The organism is Breoghania sp. L-A4 (assembly GCF_003432385.1).
In the GTDB taxonomy this organism is placed as follows: Bacteria; Pseudomonadota; Alphaproteobacteria; order Rhizobiales; family Stappiaceae; genus Breoghania.
In genome coordinates this window covers 4419035-4443326 of the sequence record NZ_CP031841.1, presented here as the reverse complement: position 1 = coordinate 4443326, position 24292 = coordinate 4419035, and the positions used below count along the sequence as shown (strand labels likewise).

The window sequence follows — 24292 nt, the reverse complement described above, 5'->3', positions numbered from 1 at the left end:
GCGGCAGGGGCGGCCGGCGTTCATGCCGCGCGGTGGCCTGTATGACGCACAAAGTGAATGTCATCCCGGCCGCAGCGAAGCGGAGAGCCGGGACCCAGTAATCAATGGTGGTCGGGCTCCGGCACGCTCGCTGGCGGCAACGGCTACTGGGTCCCGGGTCTCGCCGCGTCTCGCCCGGGATGACATCGCAGGTGAAGCGGCCTTTCGAATCCAGTCCGACGCCTCCGCGCAAAACATGATCCTGAGAAGGGAACAAACGTCATAGTGAGCATGCAAACAGAGGCGACCCCGCCGTCCGGACTGGTCGCCAGCGCGCCTTTGGTCTCCCTGCGCGGGGTGTCGAAGACCTTCGCCAACGGCACCGTGGCGCTCAAGGACATGACGCTCGATGTGGCGGAAGGCTCGTTTGTCAGCCTGCTCGGCCCCTCGGGCTGCGGCAAGTCGACGGCGCTGAGGATCATCGCCGGGCTGGGCGACCCGACGGAGGGGCGCATCGACTGGCCAACATCGGGCGCCGCCTCATCCGGTTCAGGCGACACGGCGGAGCACGGCCACGAGATCAGCTTCGTGTTTCAGGAGCCCACATTGATGCCCTGGGCCACGGTCTTCGGCAATGTCTGGATGCCGCTCCGGCTGAAGGGTGTGTCCAGACGCGCGGCCCGCGCCGACGTCATGGAGGCGCTGGAGATGGTCGGGCTGGAGGGTTTTTCCGAAAGCTATCCGCGCGAGCTTTCCGGCGGCATGAAGATGCGGGTTTCCATCGCGCGTGCGCTGGTCACCCGGCCCAAGCTGCTGCTGATGGACGAGCCCTTCGCGGCGCTCGACGAGATCACCCGTTTCAAGCTCAACAACGATCTGCTGCATCTTTGGGAGAAATTCGGCTGGACGGTGCTCTTCGTCACCCATTCGGTGTTCGAGAGCGTCTATCTGTCCGATCGCATCGTGGTAATGGCCGCGCGGCCGGGCCGCGTCGTCGCCGATCTCGCCATCGAGGCGCCCTATCCGCGCGAGGAGGAATTCCGCACCTCGCCCATCTACAACGATTACTGCCGTCAGGCGTCGCAGGCGCTGCATGGCGCCATGCAGGCGAGCGACGCATGAGCATCGCCGTGGAACAGACGAAACCCGTAACCCTCGTGACGCCGGAACCCGCGAGCCTTCTCATGGCGCGATTGCGCGAGCAGGCCCTGCGTGTCTTCGTGCCGCTGGCCATGCTGGCGCTGCTGATCATGGCTTGGGCGCTCTATGTGGACGTCTACGACGTGCCGCACTACATCCTGCCCAGCCCCAAACGCGTGGCGATCGCGCTCTACACCGACTGGCCGATCCTCGGCCCCGCGCTGCTGGTCACGCTGAAGATCACCTTCGCCGCCCTGGCGCTGGCGCTCATTGGAGGCGTGGCGCTGGCGATCCTGGTGTCGCAGTCGCGCATCGCGGAGCTGGCGCTTTATCCCTACACGGTGATCCTGCAGGTCACGCCGATCGTCGCCATCGCGCCGCTGATCCTGATCTACGTGTCGTCGACCCAGGTGGCGCTGCTGATCTGCGCCTGGATCGTTGCCTTCTTCCCCGTGCTCTCCAACACCACGCAGGGGCTGAAATCCACCGACCACAACCTGCTCAACCTGTTCGAGCTCTATGGCGCGAGCCGCTGGCAGACGCTGGTGTTCCTCAAGATCCCCAATGCGCTGCCGTATTTTCTCGCAGGTCTGAAGATCGCCGGCGGGCTGGCGCTGATCGCCGCCGTGGTCGCGGAATTTGCGGCCGGCTCCGCGGGCGCGGGCTCGGGTCTCGCCTTCCGGCTGATTGAATCCGGCTTCCGGCTCAACATCCCGCGACTGTTTGCGGCGCTCGTGCTGCTCTCGCTCACCGGCGTGATGATCTTTTTCCTCACCAGCATCGTTTCCCACCTGCTGCTGAGAAAATGGCACGAGAGTGCGCTCAAGAGGGAGAACTGACGTGATCTCCGGCTTTGCCACCTTTCCCCGCGCGCAGCGCTTCTGGCTGCGCCGCGCCACGCTTCCCGCAGCCCTTGTCTCCGGCGTCACGCAGGACATCGCCGCGGCCGAGGGGCTGATGCGCGCCGATGTGCTGATCGATGACGGCCGCATGGCCGCCATCCAGGCATCGGGCATCGCCGCGCCCGACGATCTGCCGTTTGTCGATCTCGATGGCGGGCTGGTGCTGCCGACGCTTGTCGACTGCCACACGCATCTCGACAAGGGCCACATCTGGCCGCGCCGCTCCAATCCCGACGGCACCTTCCCCTCGGCGCTCGCGGCGGTGGGCGCGGACAGGATCGCCAACTGGTCGGCGGAGGACGTGCGCGCGCGCATGGAGTTCGCCTTGCGCTGCGCCTTCGCGCACGGCACCTCGGCGATCCGCACCCACATCGACAGCATCCCGCCGCAGGACGCGATTTCCTGGCCGGTGCTCGAAGAGCTCCGCGCCGAGTGGGCCGGCCGGGTCGAGGTGCAGGGCGCCTGCCTGTTCGCCATCGACCAGCTCGACGCCGATGACGGGTTCCTGGATTCCATCGCCGACCGGGTGGCGGCGGCCGGCGGCGTGCTGGGCGCGGTCACCTACATGGTGCCGCGGCTGGACGAGCATCTCGACGCGCTCTTCAGCGCGGCAACCGAGCGCGGGCTGGATCTGGATTTCCATGTGGACGAGACCGCCGATCCGGATGCCGAGAGCCTCAAGCACATCGCCGAGGCAGCCATCCGCAGCGGGTTCGACGGCACCATCCTGTGCGGCCACTGTTGCTCAATCTCCAACCAGCCGGAAGCGCGCGCCGATGCGACGCTCGATCTGGTGGCGCGCGCGGGCGTCCATGTGGTCTCGCTGCCCATGTGCAACATGTACCTGCAGGGCCGCGCCTCCGGCCGCACGCCGCGCTGGCGCGGCATCACCATGCTGCACGAGATGAAGGCGCGCGGCATTCCGGTGATGGTGGCCTCCGACAACACCCGCGATCCCTTCTATGCCTACGGCGATCTCGATCTCGTCGAGGTCTACACCCAGGCGACCCGCATCGCCCAGCTCGACCATCCGGTGGGCGACTGGATCACCACCGTCAGCACGGCCCCGGCCGACGTGATGCGTCTGCCCGCTCACGGCCGGCTCAGCGTGGGCGGCCCCGCCGACATGATCCTTTTCCGCGCGCGCGACTGGAGCGAGCTTCTGTCGCGTCCCGCCGGCCCGCGCGAGGTGCTGCGCTCGGGCCTCGCCATCGACCGGACCCTGCCGGACTACCGTGAACTCGACGCCCTTCTTGGAGTATCCCCATGAGCGAACCGGCCGTAGCCGCTTCCACCCTCGACGCGCTGAAGGCGGACCTGGCGGGTCTGGCGATGGAAGACAATCCGCGCCTGGTGCAGCAGAAGAGCCGCGATTTCTACTGGTATTCGCCGGTGCTCAAGGCGCGGCTGGAAAACGTCACCGGCGATCTCGTGGTGACGCCGAAATCCGAAGCCGAGGTGATCCGCGTGCTCAAAGCCTGCCACGCGCACGGGGTTCCGGTGACCCCGCGCGGCGCGGGCACCGGCAACTACGGCCAGGCCATGCCGCTGGCCGGCGGCGTGATCCTCAATCTAGCGGAGCTCAACGAGGTTCTGGAGATTCGTCCCGGCGTGGCGGTGGTGCAGGCCGGCGCCCTGCTGGTGGACATCGACGCGGTGGCGCGCGACAGCGGCCAGGAGCTGCGGCTGCATCCCTCCACCTACCGCAGCGCCACGGTTGGCGGCTTCATCGCCGGCGGCTCCGGCGGTGTCGGCTCCATCCGCTGGGGCGGCTTGCGCGATCTGGGCAATGTCATTCGTGTGCGGGTGATCACCATGGAGGCCGCGCCGCGCGTCCTCGAGCTTACCGGCGAGGATATTCACAAGGTGGCGCATGCCTACGGCACCAACGGCATCATCACCGAGGTCGAGGTGCCGCTGGCGCCGCATTACGACTGGACGGACGTGCTCGTCGCCTTCGACGATTTTCTCGAGGCAGCCGCCTTCGCCGATGCTCTCGCCAACCAGGACGGGATCCTGCTGAAGGAGCTGGCGGTGATCGCAGCCCCCGTGCCGCACGACTATTTCCTGCGTCACCGCAAATACCTCCAGCCGCATCACTCCGTCGTGGTGATCATGGCCGCTCCCTTCGCCATGGACGCGGTGGAAGCCTTCACCTCGCATTCCAAAGGCGCGATCGCCTACCGTTCGGACACGGCGGCGGCCGAGGAGAAAAAGGGTCTGCCGCCCGCCTATGAGCTGGCGTGGAACCACACCACGCTGCGGGGCCTGCGCGTCGATCCCTCGATCACCTATCTGCAGGTGCTCTATCCCTATCCCGAACACCTGACCCGGGTTGCGGAAATGACCGCACTGTTCGGCGACGAGGTGCCGGGCATCTGGAATTCGTGCGCTTTGACGGCAAGATCACCTGCTTCGGCCTGCCGATCGTGCGCTATTCCACCGAAGCGCGGCTCGACGAGATCATCGCGCTGCATGAGGACGGCGGCTGCCCGATCTTCAACCCGCACCGGGTCACGCTGGAGGAGGGGGCATGAAGCAGACCGACGCGACCCAGCTCGCCTTCAAGCGCGAGGCCGACCCCAAGGGCCTGCTCAATCCCGGCAAGATGGTCGCCTGGGAGAACCCGGATTTCGATCTCGCCAGCGACAAGATGTTCCTGTTCGGCGGTCTGAAGGGATGAGGCAGCGCGTTTGACGCGATATTACCTCTCCCATGGGGAGAGGTCGGGCCGCAGGCCCGGGTGAGGGGGTGCGCGCGTCCCGTGCCACGCCGGCATCGGCGCCCCTCACCCCACCCTCTCCCAACGGGAGAGGGAGTGCTGCCATTTTCGCTGGAGCGGGCGGAAATCAGAGTAGGCCCCGGGTCAAGCCCGGGGTGACATCAAGGATGACGATGCGCTTGCGGGCCATTGCCGCGGCCCGCGCGTCCCGACCACTGGAGCCTTTGTAACCCATGCGTGTTCTCGTTCTTTTCGCCCATCCGGTTGAGACCAGCTTCAACGCCGCGCTGCATGCCCGCGTGGTGGCGGAACTGACCAAGGCCGGGCACGAGGTCGACGATTGCGATCTCTACGCGGAAGGCTTCGATCCGCGGCTCAGCCGCGAGGAGCGGCTGGGCTATCACGATCTGGAGACCAACCAGCAAAGCGTGGCTTCGTATGTGGCGCGGGTGCAGGCGGCGGACGCTCTGGTGCTGTGCTTTCCGGTGTGGAACTTCGGCTACCCGGCCATCCTCAAGGGGTTTTTCGACCGGGTGTTTCTGCCCGGCGTTTCCTTCGTCATGAAGAACGGCAAGGCGTCGCCGTGCCTGCACAATATTGCCCGCGTGACGACCGTCACCAGCTACGGCGGCTCGCGCCTGCGCGCCTTTCTCGTGGGCGACCCGCCGCGCAAGGTGGTGACGCGCGCCTTGCGCGCCGTGATCCGGCCCATGGCCCCGATGCGCTATCTGGCGCATTACGACATGAACCGCTCCACGGATGAAAGCCGCGCGGCGTTCCTGGAAAAGGTCGGCCGGTCCATGGCGCGTTTCTGAGACGGTCTCCCACCTTGCACCGTTCGCGCATCCAGCCGCTTTCGGCCGGGCATGTGCGTTGCCGCCTCTCCCGCACAGGGTCATATTTGTTTCACAGGCGGCTGCTAGGGACGGGTATCCCCGGCTTTTGCGGCTGTGCCGCGCGCGGTCCGGTGAATGCGATGGAGAGCCGGCTATGGGTTTCAACTACAAGAAGAGCATCACCTTCCGGTTGGCGCAGGCGGCCAAGGCGCACCGCGCGCGCTCGGGCATCCATCTGGCGCGCATCGGCATGCATCCGGGCCAGGAGGCGGTGCTCAAGACGCTGGCCGACACCGACGGGCTGACCATGAGCGAGTTGGCCGCAACGCTCGGCGTGCAGCCGCCCACCGTCACCAAGATGATCACCCGCATGTCCGGCCAGCGGCTGGTGCGCCGCCAGGCGGCCGAGCATGACGGACGGCTGGCGCAGGTCTGCCTCACCGACGAGGGCCGCGCCCGGGTCGAGTTGATCGACCGCTGCTGGAAGCGGCTCGAGCGCGAGGCGCTCGCGGGCCTCGAGGACAAGGACCGCAAGAGGCTGCGCAAGCTGTTGCGCGTCGTCGAGCGCAATCTCGCCGCCAGCTTCTTCGAGGATCCCACGCTCGACGACGAGATCGACGCCGAGGATCTCGCCGCGGGCGGCGACGATGAGGCCGCCGAGGCGGCGTCGCTCGGCGCGGCTTCCGCCGCCGAGGTAAGGGCCGCCGACAAGGCCGCGCGCGCAAAGACGGCTGGAAAACGCGTGGCCGCCGGAAAGCGCGCCGGCAAGAAGGGATTGGATCCGAAACCCGCCGGCAAGATTTCCGAGCCCGCCGCCTGAGGTCCCGGCGCGCCGCGCGCTCCATGCCTTGCCAAACCCGCTGGCGTCATCACCCTGACTTCGCCGGGTAATGTCGGCGGCGGAGGGAACCGGTCCACGGCGCAGATCAACTGCCCCCGTTCCGGCATGCGCGGGATGCGGCCCGAACGCGTTTTGCTATGCAATTCACGCAATGGTCGTGGCGCGCGCTATGCGTTATACCAAGGGTCGTAACGAATGACCCATTTGATGGAGCCAAACCGGTTCGTCCGGCAAGGCGTGTCGCGCAGCGCGACCCGCCCGGTCGGGCAAGCGGCGCAACGCTGTCCGGTGGACCGGTTTGGCCCACCGAAGGCCGGCTTTGCGCAACGACTGGACAGCGTCGCGCTTCTTGAACGATGCCCCGCATCGCCCGCGAACCGCTCCTTGCCAGACGTCGCGCAAAGCCGGTCAAATGAGTCATTCGTTGCGACCCTTGGTATTACCCTCGCGTTCACGTGGCGGGTTTTCCGTGCGCATCCTTGGCCGCCGGCTTCGCCGGCGCTTTCATCACATTTCGGGGATCCATGGCGGACAGTCGACGCGGGTCGGGCCGTGTGGCCATCAATGTCGACGACACGGGCAGCTTTACGGCCGAGGAAACGCGCGCGCGGCTGAGCGGCATCGTGCTGATCGTCGGCGCGGTGGCCTGCTTCGCCTGTCTGGACACGATCGCCAAATACGTCAGCCAGTCGGTGCCGCCGCTGGAGGTCGTCTGGTTTCGATTCGCCACCCATCTTGTGCTGGCCTGCGTGGTGTTCCGCGTCTGGAAGCGCCGCGACCTGATCGCCACCAAACGGCCGGTTCTGCAGATCCTGCGTGCGCTGAGCCTGCTTGGCTCCACCTTCTTCAATTTCCTCGCCCTGCAGCATCTGCAGTTGGCTGAAACCATGTCGATCATGTTTGCCGGCCCGCTGCTGGTCACCGCGCTCGCCGGCCCGGTGCTTGGCGAGTGGGCGGGGCCGCGCCGCTGGGCGGCGATCTGCGTCGGCTTCCTCGGTGTGCTGGTGGTGACCCAGCCGGGCACCGGCGGGTTGCACTGGGCCGTGATGTACTCGCTGGCCGCCATGGTGTCCTACGCGTTCTACGCCCTGACCACCCGGATTCTGACCGGCACCGACAGCGTGCAGGGCATGCTGATCATCTCCGCCGCCGTCGCCGTCATGGTGATGACGCCGCCGGCCGTCGCCGTCTGGACGATGCCGCCGGACGCGCTGAGCTGGGTGCTGCTGCTGTGCACGGGCATCTTCGGCGGCGTCGGCCACTGGCTGCTGATCCGGGCGCATGCGATCGTCCCCGCGCCGGTGCTCGCCCCCTTTTTCTATTCGCAGATCGTCTGGATGGTCGGCCTGGGATGGCTCGTCTTCGCCGATCTTCCCGGCCCCTCGACAGTCATCGGCGCCTCGATCGTCACCGCCTCCGGCCTGTATCTGCTCTATCGCGAGCGGCGGCTGAAAAAACCAAAGCCGCCGCTTCCCGAGGCGTGAGGCGCGGGCTTCTCAGTCGTCCCGGCCAATCCCGTTGAGCTCGCGCACATAATCCGAGAGCATCGGCACATAGTCGCCGCCGCGGCCTGCGGCCTCCGCGCCCGCGTAATAGTTGCGCACCATCGAGGAAATCAGATTGATGCCGCCGGTGGCGCTGGCGAGATCCGCCAGGTAGCGCATGTCCTTGTGGGCGTTGGCGATGGAAAACTTGTGCGCGTCGCGGTCGCCGCCGACCACGTATTTCATGAAGGTCTCATAAAACCCGTTGGTCAGCCGGCCCGCGCCGATCACCTCGTGGAACTTTTCCGGCGCGATCCCGGCCTTCTGCCCCAGCGCGAGTGCCTCGGAGTAAAGCGCGCCGTAGCCGAGCGCCACGAAATTGTTGATCAGCTTCATCGTGTGGCCGGCGCCCACGTCGCCCACATGAATGATGTTGCCCGCCCAGCACCCGACCACCGGCAGGATTTCGGCCAGCGTTGCTTTGTCCGCGCCGATCATTGTATCCAGCGTTCCGGCCTCCGCCTCCTTGGGCGTACGCGACAGCGGCGCGTCCACGAAGCGGACCCCGAGCTCGCCCAGTTCCGCCGCCAGCGCCTGCGTCGAGGTCGGTTGCGACGTCGAGCAATCGACGATGATCAGCCCCTCATGCGCCCCGGCCTTCAGCCCGTCCGCTCCGCGGACAATCGCCTCCACCTGGACCGATCCCGTGACGCAGAGAAACACGATGTCGCTGGCCCGCGCCACATCCGCCGGCGTCGCCGCCTCGCTCGCCCCGCGCCCCACCAGATCGTCCACCGGCGCCCGGTTGCGGTGGCCCATCACCGTCAGCGGATAGCCGCCTTGCAGAATGTTCTTCGCCATCCCGTGTCCCATCAGCCCGATGCCGATGAAGCCGATTTTTTTCGCCGTATCACTCATATCCGCCTCCCGATGTTTTCCCCATCCTATGCGAGCCGGGGCGGGCGGGCCATGGGGAAGGGGCAGGCCGGGTTTCTCTCGCACCCCTCGATGTCATCCCGGGCGAGCATCGCGAGACCCGGGACCCAGTAAACACCGGCCTTCGCGGCTCCGCCGTGGCGGTGCCACAGCGCCTCGGAGAATCCCGCGCAAGAGCCAATGACGCTGTCGTTTACTGGGTCCCGGCTTTCCGCTGCGCTGCAGCCGGGATGACATTTTTGATGACGTTGCGGCGTGTGCCGCTCCCGCCGTCCGCCTATCCCGCGCCCGATCCCTTCTCCCGCGGAGAGAGGTCGCGCCCGCCCACGAAAAAAGGGCGGCCCCGGAAGAGCCGCCCTTTTGCATTTCAGAGAACCAACGTCTTACTTGTCGACGCCGCCCCAGATGGTTTCGGCGGTCTTCACCACCAGCTCCAGCTTGCGGCGCTGGTCGTCAAACGTGATCTTGTTGCCTTCCTCGGTGGAGGAGAAGCCGCACTGCGGCGCGATGCCGAGCTGGTTGATGTCGCAGAACTTCGACGCCTCGTCGAACCGGCGCTTCAGATCGTCGATGTTTTCGAGTTCCGGCGTCTTGGTGGTGATGAAGCCCGGCAGCACGCGCTTGTCGCCCTTGGGCAGCAGGCGCAGCGGCTCGAGGCTGCCTGCGCGGTCGGTGTCGTATTCCATGAAGTAGATGTCGATGCCGGTCTTGTTGAAGATGGCGTCGGCCGCCACGTCATAGGCGCCCTCGGCGGCGTGGGTCGACATGAAGTTGCCGCGGCACAGGTGCATGCCGATCTTCATGTCACTGGGCCGGTCCTCGATCGCCTCGTGCATCATCCAGGCGTAGCGGTCGATCAGCCAGTCGGGATCCTGGCCAATCGCGGCCTTGGCGGCGCGGTGCTTGGGATCGCACAGATAGGCGAAGAAGATGTCGTCCATCTGCAGGTAGCGGCAGCCGGCGGCGTAGAACGCCTTCACGGCCTTCTTGTAGGTGGCGGCGAGATCCGCGAACAGGACGTCGAGATCCTTGTACTCCGGCACGGTGATGTCGGCGGGATCGGTGCGGAAGTGGCAGCACGAGGGGCCGGGAATCGAGATCTTCGGCTGCACCTTGGTGTTCTCGGCCACGAACTTGTAATGCGCGAGCATCGGGTGGTCGTCGGGGAAGTCGAGCCTGGCGTTGATGACGGGCGAAACCGCGCGCAGCTTCACGCCGGCGAACTGCACGCCCTGTTCGGGGGAACGCTCGTCCAGATCAAGCCCGGTCAGCATGCCCATGAAATCATAGTGCCAGAAGGAGCGGCGCATCTCGCCGTCGGTCACGGCCTTCAGCCCGACCTCTTCCTGCATGCGGATCACGTCGACGATCGCCGCGTCCTCGACCTCTTTCAGCCCCTCAGCCGAAAGGGTCTTGTCTTCGTAATGAGCCTTGCGCGCGGCCTTGACGCTTTCCGGGCGCAGCAGGCTGCCGACGTGGTCGGCGCGATAGGGCGCTCCGGTGACGGGTTCAGTCATGTTTGGTCCTCCCGATGGGTTCTTGTGACTATAGGGTGGGTGCGCGGCGCGCGAAAGCGGCCTGAATGCGGCGCTTGCGGACGCGTCTCGATTCGTGGGTCCTGTCAGTTTCGCCAACTTAGGGGAGCCGGCGCGCGGCTGCAACAGATGCTGACGGGCGGCGGTCCTGCTCCACGGCATGACGCGACAGGCCGCCTCGGCGGGCATTGCTGGCGCAGCGGCGGCGGCTCGCTTATATTGGGAGGCTGACGGACGGATCGAGGAGCAGGATGATGCACACGGCCGGAGAACAGCTGCCGCCGGAGGCAGAGCGGGTCACACGCCGCCACTCATGGACCCTGCTTCTGCATCCGGTGGTTCTTGTCGCCTTGTCGCTGGCGGTCGCCGCCGCGGCGCTGCTGACCGGCGAGGAAATCTTGTCGCTCTCGGCGAACGCTATCTCCCTGTACAAGCTTCTCGGCGGCGCGGCCCTGCTCGTTTGCATCAGCGCGTATTTTCAGCAGCAGCAGCGGATCACCGAACGTCGCTCGGAGTTTAGCCGCATGCACGCGCTCGCCGACGACGAATTGGCGCGCATGGCCGGCGCGCTCAAGGCGCGCATGGAAACGCGCGATGCCGCCGAAGATGGCGAAACCCCGCGCTGAGACGAGCATGGCGCGATCGCCGGATCCGCTGGATCAAGAGGCAACGCGGATCGGGCGTCGGCTCGACCGTTTCGAGGCGCATGGCGATCTCGCGCAACTGCCGACGGCCGCGCTTCTCGATCAGGTGCTGGCGACGCGCAAGACCCTCAATGAGGCGAATCAGCTGTGCGTGCGGCACGATCAAGCCATGCCATCAGCGATATGGTTTTTCGTGTCTGTTGGCAGCGGGTTCGGCAGTCTGTTTTTCATGGAACCGACGCTCGCCTCCGTCGCGATCACCGCCGGTGGCGTGGCCGGCGCATTCAAGTCGCTCTACGACAGAGGGCGTCATCTGCTGATTGAACAACGTTATCTTGGTCTTTATTGGCGCGCCAACGCCCACCGCGAGGCGCTGGCCGTGGAGATGCACCGCCGCGGGATCCGCTACTGAGGGCTCGTGGCCGCCGGTCTTGCTCCCGCCCGGATTGCAAGCGATAACTCCGCAGGCGAAACGGGAGCGGCGCGATGCCGGACAGGAAAGATCGGCGCGGGGCGGCTCCGCCAGCCGGGGCGACCCCGGAGGAGGAGGCCAGGCCCGCGCGGCGCGGACGGCTGACGCTGAGCCAGCTCGCCGAGACGCTGAAGGTCTCCACCGCGACGATTTCGCTCGCCCTGCGCGACAGCCCGCTGGTGGCGGAGGCGACGCGCGAGCGGGTCAAGCAGGCGGCGCGAGAGCGGGGCTATATCTACAACCGCTCGGCCGCGGCGCTCAGGACCGCGCGCTCCAACGTCATCGGCGTCGCCGTGCACGACATTCTCAATCCCTATTTCGCGGAAATCTTCCGCGCGCTCGAGGATGCGCTGGGCGAGAACGACCAGGTGGTCTTCATCTGCAATCACCGCGACGACGTGGAGCGCCAGCGGGTCTTCACCCAGGCGCTGCTGCAGCACCGCGCCGACGGGCTGGTGCTGTGCCCCTCGGTCGGCACGGAGGCCGACGAGATCAACCAGCTCGTGGAGACCGGGCTGCCGGTGACCCTGATCTGCCGCGATCTGCCCGGCGTCAACGCGCCGGTCATCCGCGGCGACGACATAACCGGCGGGCGCAGGCTCACGGAGCAACTGATCGCCCAGGGTCATCGGCACATCGCCATGATCGGCGGGCGCGTGGAATCCTCGTCGGGCGTTCAGCGCCGCGCCGGCTGGGCCAGGGCGCTTCAGGAGGCGGGGCTCGATGTGGACAGCCAGTTGTATCTGCCGGAGCTGATGACCCGCGCCGACGGCTACGAGGTTGTGGATGCGATCCTCGCGCATGAGCCGCGCCCCACGGCCGTCTTCTGCTTCAACGACATGATCGCGCGCGGGCTGGTCGAGGCGCTGCGCCGCGCCGGGCTCAACGCGGGCCCGGATATCGCTGTCGCCGGCTACGACGACATCATCGGGGCGGCCACCTCCACGCCCTCGCTCACCTCGGTCAACAACGGCGCGCCGGAGATCGGCGAACGCGCGGCCCGGATGATCCTGGCGCAGATATCGGGCGAAAGCGTCGCTCCGGAGCGCGTGCTCATCGCCCCCACCTTGAAGCTGCGCGAGAGCACGGCCCAGGGACCGGCGGCAAACACGCAATAGCGCCGGCCTCGTCCGCGCTATCGTCCTGTTGTCTCGCGGCAAAGGAGTTTTCCCGTTTCCGCCGCAACGCCATCTTGCGGGCCCCCGCAAAGGGCGTCAGCATGCGTGCTGGACGCCGGCAAGGCGCATGCATGTGAGTTGGGGGAGTGGGCCATGAGCCGTCCGGAAGTTTTGATCGCGGGACCGATGCTGCCGTATGTCGTCGACGGTCTGGAATCGCGGTTCACCGTGCACAAGATCTGGGAACACGACGACCGCGACGCCTTCCTCGCCGACGCGGGGAAGCGGATTCGCGGCGTTGCCTGCAGCTACACCGGCGTCGACATGGCGCTGATCAACCAGCTCCCCAAGCTCGAAATCATTTCCAACTTCGGTGTCGGTTACGACGCGGTGGATACGAAGGCGGCGGCCGCACGCGGCATCATCGTCACCCATACGCCGGGCGTGCTCGATGACGAGGTCGCCGACACGGGGCTCGCCTTGATGCTCATGTGCGTGCGCGAGCTGCCCGCCGCCGAGCGATACCTGCGCGCCGGGCGCTGGGTCAAGGAAGGCCCCTATCCGCTGACGCGCGGCTCGCTGAAGGGCCGCACGCTGGGCATTCTCGGGCTTGGCCGCATCGGCAAGCAGGTGGCCAAACGCGCCGAGGCCTGCGGCATGAGCATCGTCTACCACGGCCGCAGCGAACAGGCCGATGTGCCCTACCGCTATTTCGCCTCGCTCACCGAGATGGCGAAGGCCTGCGACGTGCTGATCTCCGTGGCGCCGGGCGGGGCCGCGACCCATCACATCATCAACGCCGCGGTGTTGTCCGCGCTCGGCCCCGGCGGCTATTTCGTCAACATCGGGCGCGGCAGCGTGGTGGATGAAGCGGCGCTGGCCGAGGCGCTCGACAGGCGCGTGATTGCCGGCGCGGGACTGGATGTCTACGAGTTCGAGCCGAAGGTGCCGGCGGCGTTGATGGCGTGTGACAACGCGGTGCTGCTGCCGCATGTCGCCTCCGCCTCCATCCCCACCCGCAACGCCATGGGGCAACTGGTGATCGACAATCTCGTGAGCTGGTTCGACACCGGCCACCCCGTCACCCCGGTGCCGGAGACGCCGTTCAAGGCGTGAGGCGCTGCCGCGGTTCTCCGCAAAACCGCCAATGTTCTTTTCGCCATGCGCCGTGCTACCAGAGTCATCGGGTGGCCGGCGCGTGAGCGGTCATGTGATTTGCGCGGGAACAGTCCCGGGAGGACGCGATATGTTCAAGGAATTCAAGGAATTCGCCATGAAGGGCAATGTGCTCGACATGGCCGTCGGTATTGTCATTGGCGCGGCGTTCACCGCGATCGTTTCCTCCATGGTGGACGACATCATCATGCCGCCCATCGGGCTGCTGCTGGGCAATGTGGATTTCTCCGAACTCTTCGTGGTTCTTCAGGCGGGCGACCCCACAGGCCCCTACGCGACGGTCGACGCCGCCAAGGAGGCGGGCGCGGTCACCTGGAACATCGGGCTGTTCATCAACGCGATCCTCAAGTTCGTGATCGTCGCCTTCGCCGTCTTCCTGCTGGTCAAGGGCGTCAACAACCTGCGCCGCAAGGAGGCCGCTTCGCCTGCCAAGCCCGACGTGCCGCCCGCACCCACCCGCGATCAGGCGCTTTTGGAAGAAATCCGCGACCTTCTGAAGAAATAGGCGCGCGGCTCCGCCTACGCCGTGGCCATAGCCGCTGCGGCGTGTCGCGGGTCCTGCCGGCTTGCCAGATCCGCGCGCAGCAGGCGGATGTTGCGCATGTTGGCCCTGAAGGCGAGATCGAACAGATCGCCCAGAACCGGAACGGCGCCGGCGATCATGTCCACGGCGGTGTTCGCCGTCATGCGGACCAGCGTCGCCTTGCGCGCGCCCATCCTGTGCGCGCTGACAATGAGATAGGCCGCGGGCAGCAGCGTGGCGGCATCGCCCAGCCCCGGAATCACTCCCAGCACCGCGTCGAGACCGAAGCGCACGCCGAATATCTGGAAGCGGGCGTCGAGCAGCCTTGCCAGCCGGTCGAGCCTTTCAATGTCGCGCGGGCTCATGGGATCAGCGGCGCGCGATGATGTAGACCGCGTGCACGATGCCGGGGATGTAGCCGAGCAGCGTCAGCACGATGTTGATGAAGAACTGCTTGCCGACGCCGACTTCCATAAAGACGCCCAGCGGCGGCAGGAGGATGGCGACGATGATGCGGATGAGATCCATGAGACAGGGTCCTTGTGCTCAAAACTCCGGCCGTCGCGTCCTTGCCCCGGCCCGGTATTCCCCTGTTCAACGGCCGTCTCGCGTTTCCGTTCCCGCGCGCCCGGCTTTTTGCCGCAGCGGCCTCATGCGAGGCCGGCGCCTACGCTAGGCAGGCGGTCTGCGCGCCATGAGATCGTCAACACCCACCAATGTCACCCCGGGCTTGACCCGGGGCCTACTCTGATCTCGGCTTGTTGAGGCGCTCGCGGGCTGTCGGAAGCGTCTGCGCGCAAAGCCGGACCGCGGCACGGCTGGATCGGCATAGTGGGCCTCGGCTCGGGGGCCGGGGTGACATCGAGAGTGTCGGACGAACGGAGCTCACAACCGCCGGCTTGACCGGGACGGCACACGCCATGGATCATCCCTTCTCGACGCCATCCTGGCCCCGCGAACCCCCGCCGGGGACAAGTTTTTCGCGCGCGGAGTTGTCCCCGGGCGTTCTGTCGGCCGCCTGCGGGGATTCAACACGCAGATCAAATTCGAGTCAAAAAACCATCAAGAAACCTTCGAATTCCTGTCAATTCGACACGAATTCGACAGAAATTAGAAGTGCACGAAGCGAGCGTCCGAAGCTGGGGCGTGTCCCCGCTCATGCAGGCCTGTTGGCCCCGAGGAAATCCTTCATCCGGCCAAGGGCTGCCTCGATGTTGGCGCGGGAATTGGCGTAGGAGACGCGGATGTAACCCTCGCCGAAAATGCCGAAATCGGGTCCGCCGATCAGCGCCACGCCGGCCTCCTCCAGAAGCGCGGAAGCGAGCTTTTTCGACTTCCATCCGGTCGCCGAGATGTTGGGGAACGCATAAAATGCTCCCTTCGGCGTGGCGCAACTGACATTGGGAATGGCGTTCAGACCGGCGGTGACAAGTTTGCGCCGCGCGTCGAACTCCGCGACCATTTCGTGCACCGCGTCCTGCGGTCCGGTGAGCGCCGCGATGCCGGCATATTGGCTGGGCGCGTTGACGCAGGACCAGGCGTTGACGGCCAGTTTGCGCGCCTTGTCGACAAGCTGGTCGGGCCACACGGCGAACCCCATGCGCCATCCCGTCATGGCGTAGGTTTTCGACCAGCCGTCGAGCAGGATCAGCCGGTCGCGGATTTCCGGATAGCCCAGCAGCGAGACGTGCTCCTCGCCGTCATAGGTCATCTGGCCATAAATCTCGTCGGACAGAATCGCGATGTCTGGCCGCTCGGCCAGTCCCGCCACCAGCATGTCGATCTCGGTTCTCGGCGTGACGCCGCCGCAGGGATTGGCGGGGGAATTGACGATCACCAGCCGCGTGTCGGGTGTGAGCAGCGACAGCATTTCCTTGGCGGAAAAGGCGAATTCGTTTTCTTCGCGGATCGGCACGGCAATCGGGTTGGCGCCGGTGAACTCGATCATCGAGCGGTAGATGGGAAAGCCGGGATCGGGATAGAGAATGTCGACGCCGGGCGCACCGAACATCAGGATCGCCATGAACATGGTGACCTTGCCGCCGGGCACGATCATCACGTTGTCGGGCGAGACGTCGCAGCCGGTGCGGCGGTGGATGTCGGCGGCGACGGCCTCGCGCAAGGGGAGAATGCCGGTGGCCGGCGTGTAGCCGTGGTGACCGTCGCGCAGCGCCTTGATTGCCGCTTCCACGATGTGGCCGGGCGTGGAGAAGTCCGGCTGGCCGATGCCGAGGTTGATGATGTCCCGGCCCTGGCTCGCCAGCGCGGTCGCGCGGGCGAGGACAGCGAAGGCGTTTTCCTCGCCGATGCGGTCGAAGCCGCCGATTGTTTTCAGCATTCTTGTCCCCCTGTCCGCAGGCCGGCTTATGATCGCGCAAATCCGGTGCGTGTCTGCCTGCCGATTTCTAGATCGGATTTGATGGATTGGAAACGGGGGAGCGGTGGAATCGTTTGAACAGTGTCCAAACGCAATTCGGGCGGAGGAATCCTCCGCCCGAATCCGGCATCAGCGGTAATTCGCTGTCCCGGGAGCTGTTATTCGGCGGCGATCTGCAGCGCCGGGGCGTTGGCGTCGCGGTACCAGGCCTGGGCCGCTGCGACGCCCGAGCCGAGCTCGACCTTGATGCCCGCGTCCGCCATGGCCATCTCGGCGCTGGCCAGCGCGCTCAGGCACATGACCTCGTTGAGGTCGCCCAGATGGCCGATGCGGAACACCTTGCCGGCGACCTTGGACAGGCCGGAGCCGAACGAGGTGCGGTAGCGCTCGTAGCCGATCTTGATGACCTCGCGGGCGTCCGTGCCCTCGGGAACCACGATGGCGCTGACGGTATCGGAGTACCATTTCTCATGCTTGGCGCAGAGGTCCAGACCCCAGCCCTTGACGCCCCGGCGCACGCCTTCGGCGAGGCGATGATGGCGGGCGATGATATTCTCCAGGCCTTCCTCGAAGATCAGGTCAAGCGAGGCGCGCAGGCCCTGCAGCAGCTGGGTCGGCGGGGTGTACTGGAAGTAGCCGTTGGCGTTCATCGCCAGCATGTCGCCGAAGTCGAAGTAGCAGGTGCGCATGGTCTTGCCCTTCGAGGCCTCGATGGCCTTGGCGCTGACGCCGAGCATGCCGAGGCCCGCGGGCAGCATGAAACCCTTCTGGGAGCCTGCGACCGCCAGATCGACGCCCCAGTCCTCCATGCGGAACTCCAGCGAGCCGATGGAGCTTACGCCGTCCACGAACAGCAGCGCGGGGTGGTCGCAGGAGTCGAGCACGGCGCGGACGCCGGCGATGTCGGAGGCGACGCCGGTGGCGGTCTCGTTGTGGGTGGCGAAGACCGCCTTGATGGAGTGGCTGCGGTCGGCCTCCAGTTTCTGGCGGTAGGCCTCCAGCGGCACGCCTTCGCCCCATTCCACGTCGATCGCGTCGACGTCGAGGCCGAGGCGCTGGGCCATGTCGATCCACAGGTGCGAGAACTGGCCGAAGTCGGACATCAGCACCTTGTCGCCGACGTTCAGCGTGTTGGAGATCGCCGCTTCCCAGGCGCCGGTGCCCGAGGAGCCGAACAGGAGCACGGTGCCGGTCTCGGTCTTGAAGACCTTCTTGACGTCGGCAAACAGCGGCAGGGTCAGCTCGGGGAAGTCCGGCGCGCGCATGTCCTGCATGGGGACGTTCATCGCCCGGCGGACCTTCTCGGGGATGTTGGTCGGCCCGGGGATGCAGAGATGAGTGATGCCGGTTTTCATGGCGCGGTTTCCTCTTGATGGTGGCGCGACACCGCCGGACACTGCGTCCGGATCCCTCGGTCGGGCCTTATGGTCTGTTCGTCTGGAAGCCGGCGGTCGCTTGGGGAGGGGCGCCCGTGCGCCATCACACTCCTCAAGGTCTCGGGTTCGGTGCGCGTACTCGGACACTGATCAAGATGGCTGCGCGCGCCGCCGGCGAAGCTTCCATACCTGTCGCCGCTGACGCTGATCTATCACCGGACCGGGGCGAGGTGTACCTGAAACGGGTTGCCGTGAAACTTGTGTGATTTACAAAAATCGGATATGTAATTTTGTAAATTTACATGTTGCAGCGCACAGGCCGCCCATGCCCGTTGAAAAGAAATTCGTCGGCCCCCGGTTGCGGCAGTTGCGCCGGGAACGCAGGCAAACCCAAGGCGAAATGGCCAAGGCGCTCGGCCTGAGCACCACTTACGTCAATCTGCTGGAGAACAACCAGCGCAGCCTGTCGGTGCAGGTGCTGGTGCGGCTTTCGGAGGTCTATGGCGTCGACTGGCGTGAGCTGCTGCAGGACGATTCCACCTCGGTGCTCGCCGATTTGCGCAATGCTTTCAACGACCCTGTCTTCGGCGGCGATCCGCCCGACCTGCAGGAGCTGCGCGCGGCGCTCGACCATGCGCCGAAGGTGGCGCGCAATCTTCTGGCACTGCACAAAAGCTACCGGGCGCTGACGGAGCGATTGCTGGCGGCGGGCGAGAGCAAGGTGGCGGCTGTCGACGAGGTTCTGTCGTCCACGCCCGAGGCCGCGGTGCACGATTTGTTTCGCCGCAACCGCAACTATTTCGAGGTGCTGGAAGAGGCCGCAGACGCCTTTCGCCGGGGCGAGATGATCCCCACCGACGAGTTCTACAGCTACCTCAAGGCAAGGCTGAAGAGCCGCATGGGCATCGATGTCGTCCCGGTGCCGGTCTCGGCGCTGTCGGGCACCGTTCGCACCTACGACGAGGGCGAGAAAAAGATCCTGCTGTCGGAAGGGCTCGATTACCAGAACAAGGTTTTTCAGCTCACCCACATGGCGGGGCTGCTCGAGCACAAGGCGGAGATCGACGGCATCGTCGAGAGCGCCGGGGTCGATGGCGCCCGCGAACAGGCGCGCTGCCGGGTGGAGCTGGCCAACTATTTCGCCGCGGCCGTGCTGATGCCCTACACCGGCTTTTTCGCGGAAAGCGTCACCAGCCGCTACGACATCGACCATCTGGCGGCGCGCTTCGGCGTCTCCTTCGAGCAGGCCTGCCACCGGGTCACAACGCTGCAGCGCGAGGGCGCGCAAGGGGTGCCGTTCTTCTTCCTACGCATCGACAAGGCCGGCAATGTCACCAAGCGGTTCAACGCCACCAGCTTCCATCTGGCGGAATACGGCGGCGCCTGTCCGCGCTGGGACATTCATCTGAGCTTCCGCACGCCGGGGCGCATCCTGCCGCAGTTCGTCGAGATGCCCGATGGCTCGCGCTATTTCACCATCAACCGCACGGTGGACCGGCCGACGCTGGGCCATCGCAGCCAGGACAACCGGCTGGCGGTGACGCTCGGCTGCGCCATCGAGTTCGCGCCGAGGCTGGTCTACGGCGCGCAGTTCCAGTTCGACGACCCGGACCTGTTTACGCCCATCGGCATCAACTGCCGCCTGTGTCCGCGCCACAATTGCTCGCAGCGGGCGCATCAGCCGATGCATCTGGAACTGCCCATCGACGAGCGCCGGCGCGGTCAGACGCGGTTCGAGAGCTGAGGCGCTTTCGCATCGTGAAAGGCCGCCGGAAAGCCCGGCGCCGCATCGGCCTCGCGGCGCGGCAGGGCTTGCAAAGCGCCGCGCCGCGGATTGTCTTGTCCGCAGGGAGCCGGGGAACCGGCCCGTCGGAAACGCGCCTTTTCAGGGGAGAGACGCATGACCCGGCAGGCAAACGGGGCGTCGCGCGCGACGCTTCTGATGACCGTCAAGGGGAACCGGACGGTGGTGTTTTTCGACGAGGAGACGGGCACGTTGCTGGCCGCCCCGTCGTCGGCACGGCGCAGGCCAAGCCGCATGAGATCATCCTTCGGCTGATGGCTCCCGCGCCTTCGTCTCGCTCTATGGCGACAAGGGCACCGGCGACAATACGCCGGCCAACAAGATCGCCGTCATCGACGTGGCCGCGATGGCGCTCGATGTCTCCGACCCAATTTCCTGCTGCGGCCGCTGGCGCTGCTCGCCGTGGTGGCCGGTCTGGTCGCCGCCACCGGGAGGTTGGTGCTCGAGGATGTGCTGATCGCCTATCTGCTGCTGGCCTATCTGATCGCGGTGAGCCTGGCGGCGCTGATGTGGCGGCGCAAGGTGACCCCCATCTCGCCGCGCGAGAGAACCGACGGTTTGCGTGTCTCCTGAGGCAGGCGCCGCAAGCGCCGAGGATCTGACAACCGCCTGCGGCAAAGCCGCGCAATTCCTGTCACCGGCGCGGAGGAATCATGATTTCTTTCGGAGCTTGAAAGACCGCATTTGCGGATAGCGGGTACAACGCCCTGTTCTCTCGGCCGAAACCGCCTATATTAGCCACGCCTGACGCGGGTGGTGTTCCGTATTGGCCCTCAATCGCCATCCGCGTCATTGACCCTTATCATGCTGTCTGGCAGGAGGGTTGGGAACAAAATATAAGAATCAGGGAATGTGCACCTTCATGCAGGAAACGATCAAAGAACTCGCGGCGCATTGCGCCGCGTTCCGTGCGCCGAATTCCTTGCGTGCAATCAGCCAGATTCTCACAACCACCGCGCCATTTCTGATCCTGTGCGCGGCGATGTATCTGACAATCGACGTCAGCTACTGGATTACGCTGGCGCTCGCCGTGCCCACGGGGGGGCTGGTGATCCGCTTCTTCATCATCCAGCATGACTGCGGCCACGGCTCGTTCTTCACCTCCAAGACCGCCAATGACCTGACCGGCCGCATCCTGTCGGTGCTCACGATCACGCCCTATGCCTACTGGCGCCGCGCGCACGCGCTGCATCATGCGTCGTCGGCCAATCTCGACCGGCGCGGCATCGGCGACATCTCGACACTGACGGTGGCGGAATATACGGCGCTGCCGCCGCTCAAGCGGCTGGGCTACCGCATCTACCGCAATCCGCTGTTCCTGCTGCTGGTCGGCGGCCCGGCCTATTTCCTGGTGCTGCAGCGGCTGCCGCTCACGCTGCGCGTGCCGGCCAAGGAAATGTGGACCAGCGTTCTGACGCTCGATGCGGCGATGGTCGTCGTCTACGGCGCTGCGGTCTATTTCATCGGCTGGACCGATTTCCTGCTGATGTTCGCGCCCGTCATCGCGATCTCGTCGATCGCCGGCGTTTGGATGTTCTACGTGCAGCATCAGTTCGAGGAAACGCACTGGGAAAAAAGCGAGAACTGGGACCGCAAGACGGCCGCCGTGCTGGGCTCCTCCTACTATGTGCTGCCGCGCGTGCTGCAGTGGTTCACCGGCAACATCGGTCTGCACCACATCCATCACCTGTGCAGCCAGATCCCGAACTACCGGCTGCAGGAGTGCCTCGATTCGCACCCCATTCTCCCCACCATCAACCGGTTGACCTTCTGGCAGAGTCTGAAGACCGCGCGCCTGGCGCTGTGGTGCGAGGAGCGCAAGAAGCTGGTGGCATTTTCGGCCCGCCACTATGTGCCGGTCCCGGTTCGTGTCGCCGCCTGACAGGCGTCGGATTTGAGATTGTCATGCGCGCCGGAACCCCCGTTCCGGCGCGTTTTTGTTTGGCCGCAAGGCGTCGGGACAGCTCGCGACCGTCAATCAACGCGCGACATTGTGCAATAGCACTTGCGTGCACTCCCAATGCGCGCTGCGAACGCCTATGTTCGCTGTGAGGCTCGGGCAATCCAACCCGCCATGACATTCCACGACGCGTAAGGGACATCCCATGTCTGCGACAGACCAGATTTTGACTGACACCCGGATTCCCGTCACCGTGCTGACCGGTTATCTCGGCTCCGGCAAGACCACCTTGCTGAACCGCATCCTCACCGGCAACCACGGTAAGCGCTATGCGGTCATCGTCAACGAGTTCGGCGAGATCGGCATCGACAACGACCTGCTGGTGGAATCGGACGAAGAAATCTTCGAGATGAACAACGGCTGCATCTGCTGCACCGTGCGCGGTGATCTGATCCGCACGGTGGAGAACCTGATGAAGCGCAAGGGATCCTTCGACGCGATCCTGGTGGAGACCACCGGCGTGGCCGATCCGGCGCCTGTGGCGCAGACGTTCTTCATGGATGACGACGTGCGCAAGGCCGCCAAGCTCGACGCCGTGGTCGCGGTGGTCGACGCCAAGCATCTGCCGCAGCGCCTTGCCGATACCGAGGAAGCCGAGGACCAGATCGCCTTTGCAGACGTGATCGTGCTGAACAAGACGGATCTGGTCACACCTGAGGAGCTGGCCGGGGTGGAAGCCTCCATCCGGCGGATCAACCCGTATGCGCTGATCCACCGGACCGAGCGCTGCTCCATCGATCTGGGCAAGGTGCTGGACCGCGGCTCCTTCGATCTCGACCGCATCCTGACGCTTGATCCGCACTTCCTGCATGATCACGGCCACGACCATGAATGCGGTCCGGACTGCGATCACGAGCACCATGATCATGGGCACGATCACGGGCATGACCATCACGGCCACGATCATCACCACCATGACCATCATCACGAGGATGCGCATTCCGTCGCCAGTATCTCGCTTCGTGCCGGCGAGCTGGATGCTCAGAAATTCTTCCCCTGGATCCAGCAGATCACCCAGACGCAGGGGCCGAACATCCTGCGGCTCAAGGGCATTCTGGCGTTCAAGGACGACCCGCAGCGCTATGTGCTGCAGGGCGTGCACATGATCGTCGAGGGCGACCACCAGCGTGACTGGAAGGACGGCGAGCCGCGCGAAAGCCGCCTCGTCTTCATCGGCCGCGAGCTGCCCAAGGACATGCTGAAGGCCCATTTCGAGGCCTGCGTGCCGGATTAGGGAATGTGCCGCGGCGCGGGTCGCCCATCCTTCGAGACGCCGCCGTTGGCGGCTCCTCAGGATGAGGGTCCTGTGTCGATGAGGGGCGTTGACGGTCCCGCGCTTGCTCCACCCGATGCCTCATCCTGAGGAGCCTGTGAATGCAGGCGTCTCGAAGGATGGGCAACACGCTCAGACCTCGTATCCTGTTCAGGTGTGCTCCCACAGCTGCCCTGACATCTCGTTACGCGACACAAGTGCCGGATCATCCCATGCCCACCGTTGCTCCTTACGATTTCGACGCCTTCGTGGTTGCCGCCTGTTTCATCGACGACGTGCCGGCGTTCGCGCTGGGCGATGGTACGGTGAGGCTGATGGGTGCGGGCGAGACATCCGTGCATGCGCACAAGGGATCGGTGCTGGTGGCCGTGCGGGCGCGTGATGGCAAGGCGCTGGTGACCGGCGGCGATGACGGCACCGTGGTGCGGATCTCTTCCGACGGGACCCACGCGGTGCTGGCGGAGCGGCCGCGCAAGTGGATCGACATCCTGGCCTGCGGGCCTGACGGGGCGGTGGCCTTCGCCTCCGGCCGCATCGCCTGGACGCGCGACGGCAAGGGCGCGGAGAAGGAGTTTCCGCTCGAGCGCGCTGTCGGCGGGCTGGCGTTCGCGCCCAAGGGCATGCGGCTGGCGGTGTCACGCTACGACGGGGCGACGCTGTTCTGGGTCAACACTTCCGGCAGCCCCGTGGAGCTTGCCTGGAAGGGTGCGCACCAGGGCATCACCTGGTCGCCGGATGGAAAATACGTCGTCAGCTCGATGCAGGAAAACGCCCTGCACGGCTGGCGCCTGTCGGACATGCAGGACATGCGCATGGCCGGCTATCCGGGCAAGATCAAGTCGGTCTCCTGGTCGGCCAAGGGGCGCTATCTGGTGACCTCGGGCGCCAACGCGGCGATTGCCTGGCCGTTTTTCGGCAAGACCGGACCGATGGGCCAGAACCCGCTGCAGCTCGGCACGCGCGGCGATCAGATCGTGACATGCGTGGCCGCCCATCCGGGCGAGGACATGGCGGCGGTGGGCTATTCCGACGGCATGATCATGGCCTGCCGGTTCGTCGATGGTGCGGAGGTGCTGCTGCGCCGCCCCGGCACGGGCCCGGTGTCCGCCATGGAGTGGAGCGGGCAGGGCTCGCGTCTGGTGTTTGGAACCGAGACGGGCGAAGCCGGATTGATTACACTGCAATAGGGGTTTT

General features: G+C 65.8%; 23 protein-coding genes and 1 pseudogene. 17 read left to right on the top strand and 7 right to left on the bottom strand.

Translation table 11 applies throughout. The features are described 5' to 3' along the window. Window positions 1-270 precede the first annotated feature (270 nt). The 7 genes and pseudogenes from D1F64_RS20315 (at window position 271) to D1F64_RS20285 (ending at window position 7904) form a co-directional block, all read left to right on the top strand. Window positions 271-1101 carry an ABC transporter ATP-binding protein gene (locus tag D1F64_RS20315; RefSeq protein ID WP_117413910.1) on the top strand — a complete coding sequence of 277 codons (831 nt, stop codon included), beginning with the start codon at window positions 271-273 and terminating at the stop codon, window positions 1099-1101. 62 nt (window positions 1102-1163) lie between these two features. Next, window positions 1164-1958: an ABC transporter permease gene (locus D1F64_RS20310; protein WP_248304812.1), complete on the top strand. Its 795-nt coding sequence runs from the start codon at window positions 1164-1166 to the stop codon at window positions 1956-1958. A 46-nt stretch (window positions 1959-2004) separates the two neighbouring features. Beyond that, window positions 2005-3291, top strand: a complete 1287-nt coding sequence (locus tag D1F64_RS20305; protein ID WP_248304811.1) for a cytosine deaminase — start codon at window positions 2005-2007, stop codon at window positions 3289-3291. Further along, window positions 3288-4704 (top strand): annotated as a pseudogene (locus tag D1F64_RS20300) (FAD-binding oxidoreductase). Before D1F64_RS20305 ends, D1F64_RS20300 begins: the two are co-directional and overlap by 4 nt. A 272-nt stretch (window positions 4705-4976) precedes the next feature. Next, window positions 4977-5558 carry an NAD(P)H-dependent oxidoreductase gene (locus D1F64_RS20295; protein ID WP_117413907.1) on the top strand — a complete coding sequence of 194 codons (582 nt, stop codon included), beginning with the start codon at window positions 4977-4979 and terminating at the stop codon, window positions 5556-5558. Window positions 5559-5733: 175 nt separating this feature from the next. Beyond that, window positions 5734-6399 carry a MarR family winged helix-turn-helix transcriptional regulator gene (locus D1F64_RS20290; protein ID WP_117413906.1) on the top strand — a complete coding sequence of 222 codons (666 nt, stop codon included), beginning with the start codon at window positions 5734-5736 and terminating at the stop codon, window positions 6397-6399. A 545-nt stretch (window positions 6400-6944) separates the two neighbouring features. Further along, on the top strand, window positions 6945-7904 hold the full coding sequence (locus D1F64_RS20285) for a DMT family transporter (protein WP_117414743.1): 960 nt from the start codon (window positions 6945-6947) through the stop codon (window positions 7902-7904). A gap of 12 nt (window positions 7905-7916) precedes the next feature. Here D1F64_RS20285 and D1F64_RS20280 read toward each other — a convergent pair whose 3' ends face one another. Both D1F64_RS20280 and D1F64_RS20275 read right to left on the bottom strand, forming a co-directional pair. After that, entirely contained in the window at window positions 7917-8822 is a 906-nt protein-coding gene (locus tag D1F64_RS20280; RefSeq protein WP_117413905.1) for an NAD(P)-dependent oxidoreductase, read from the bottom strand. Between the two features lie 401 nt (window positions 8823-9223). After that, window positions 9224-10357 carry a 5-methyltetrahydropteroyltriglutamate--homocysteine S-methyltransferase gene (locus D1F64_RS20275; protein ID WP_117413904.1) on the bottom strand — a complete coding sequence of 378 codons (1134 nt, stop codon included), beginning with the start codon at window positions 10355-10357 and terminating at the stop codon, window positions 9224-9226. Between the two features lie 269 nt (window positions 10358-10626). On the opposite strand from D1F64_RS20275, the gene D1F64_RS20270 reads away from it, so the two are divergent. From D1F64_RS20270 to mscL, 5 genes are all read left to right on the top strand, one after another. Continuing rightward, entirely contained in the window at window positions 10627-11001 is a 375-nt protein-coding gene (locus tag D1F64_RS20270; protein WP_117413903.1) for a hypothetical protein, read from the top strand. Then, window positions 10970-11431: a hypothetical protein gene (locus D1F64_RS20265; RefSeq protein ID WP_162901678.1), complete on the top strand. Its 462-nt coding sequence runs from the start codon at window positions 10970-10972 to the stop codon at window positions 11429-11431. The genes D1F64_RS20270 and D1F64_RS20265 overlap by 32 nt, the downstream gene beginning before the upstream one ends. Before the next feature lie 74 nt (window positions 11432-11505). Continuing rightward, window positions 11506-12609: a LacI family DNA-binding transcriptional regulator gene (locus D1F64_RS20260; RefSeq protein ID WP_117413901.1), complete on the top strand. Its 1104-nt coding sequence runs from the start codon at window positions 11506-11508 to the stop codon at window positions 12607-12609. Window positions 12610-12762: 153 nt separating this feature from the next. Further along, window positions 12763-13725, top strand: a complete 963-nt coding sequence (locus D1F64_RS20255) for a 2-hydroxyacid dehydrogenase (protein ID WP_117413900.1) — start codon at window positions 12763-12765, stop codon at window positions 13723-13725. 130 nt (window positions 13726-13855) lie between these two features. Then, the gene (mscL, locus tag D1F64_RS20250) at window positions 13856-14290 is read left to right on the top strand and encodes a large-conductance mechanosensitive channel protein MscL (protein WP_117413899.1); all 435 of its coding nucleotides are present in this window, start codon (window positions 13856-13858) and stop codon (window positions 14288-14290) included. 14 nt (window positions 14291-14304) lie between these two features. Here mscL and D1F64_RS20245 read toward each other — a convergent pair whose 3' ends face one another. The 4 genes from D1F64_RS20245 to D1F64_RS20230 all read right to left on the bottom strand — a co-directional run bounded on the left by D1F64_RS20245 (window position 14305) and on the right by D1F64_RS20230 (window position 18040). Further along, window positions 14305-14673 (bottom strand): DUF4112 domain-containing protein, encoded by a 369-nt coding sequence (locus D1F64_RS20245; RefSeq protein WP_117413898.1) that lies wholly within the window; start codon window positions 14671-14673, stop codon window positions 14305-14307. A gap of 4 nt (window positions 14674-14677) precedes the next feature. Further along, window positions 14678-14836, bottom strand: coding sequence for a YqaE/Pmp3 family membrane protein (locus D1F64_RS20240; RefSeq protein ID WP_117413897.1), 159 nt, complete (start codon window positions 14834-14836; stop codon window positions 14678-14680). Window positions 14837-15464: 628 nt separating this feature from the next. Continuing rightward, on the bottom strand, window positions 15465-16646 hold the full coding sequence (locus tag D1F64_RS20235; RefSeq protein WP_117413896.1) for a pyridoxal phosphate-dependent aminotransferase: 1182 nt from the start codon (window positions 16644-16646) through the stop codon (window positions 15465-15467). A gap of 197 nt (window positions 16647-16843) precedes the next feature. After that, the gene (locus tag D1F64_RS20230; RefSeq protein WP_117413895.1) at window positions 16844-18040 is read right to left on the bottom strand and encodes an aminotransferase class V-fold PLP-dependent enzyme; all 1197 of its coding nucleotides are present in this window, start codon (window positions 18038-18040) and stop codon (window positions 16844-16846) included. Window positions 18041-18386: 346 nt separating this feature from the next. On the opposite strand from D1F64_RS20230, the gene D1F64_RS20225 reads away from it, so the two are divergent. Further along, window positions 18387-19805, top strand: a complete 1419-nt coding sequence (locus D1F64_RS20225; RefSeq protein ID WP_117413894.1) for a short-chain fatty acyl-CoA regulator family protein — start codon at window positions 18387-18389, stop codon at window positions 19803-19805. Here the strand turns inward: D1F64_RS20225 and D1F64_RS20220 are convergent. After that, window positions 19784-20101, bottom strand: coding sequence for a hypothetical protein (locus D1F64_RS20220; RefSeq protein WP_117413893.1), 318 nt, complete (start codon window positions 20099-20101; stop codon window positions 19784-19786). The two genes, D1F64_RS20225 and D1F64_RS20220, sit on opposite strands and share 22 nt — an antisense overlap. Before the next feature lie 166 nt (window positions 20102-20267). Here D1F64_RS20220 and D1F64_RS23610 point away from each other — a divergent pair, with 166 nt between their 5' ends. The 4 genes from D1F64_RS23610 (at window position 20268) to D1F64_RS20205 (ending at window position 24285) form a co-directional block, all read left to right on the top strand. Further along, entirely contained in the window at window positions 20268-20438 is a 171-nt protein-coding gene (locus tag D1F64_RS23610) for a hypothetical protein (protein WP_162901677.1), read from the top strand. A 289-nt stretch (window positions 20439-20727) separates the two neighbouring features. After that, window positions 20728-21747, top strand: a complete 1020-nt coding sequence (locus D1F64_RS20215; protein ID WP_117414742.1) for a fatty acid desaturase — start codon at window positions 20728-20730, stop codon at window positions 21745-21747. Window positions 21748-21970: 223 nt separating this feature from the next. Continuing rightward, the gene (locus D1F64_RS20210) at window positions 21971-23059 is read left to right on the top strand and encodes a GTP-binding protein (RefSeq protein WP_117413892.1); all 1089 of its coding nucleotides are present in this window, start codon (window positions 21971-21973) and stop codon (window positions 23057-23059) included. Window positions 23060-23310: 251 nt separating this feature from the next. After that, window positions 23311-24285, top strand: coding sequence for a WD40 repeat domain-containing protein (locus D1F64_RS20205; protein WP_117413891.1), 975 nt, complete (start codon window positions 23311-23313; stop codon window positions 24283-24285). The last annotated feature ends 7 nt before the right edge of the window (window positions 24286-24292 follow it).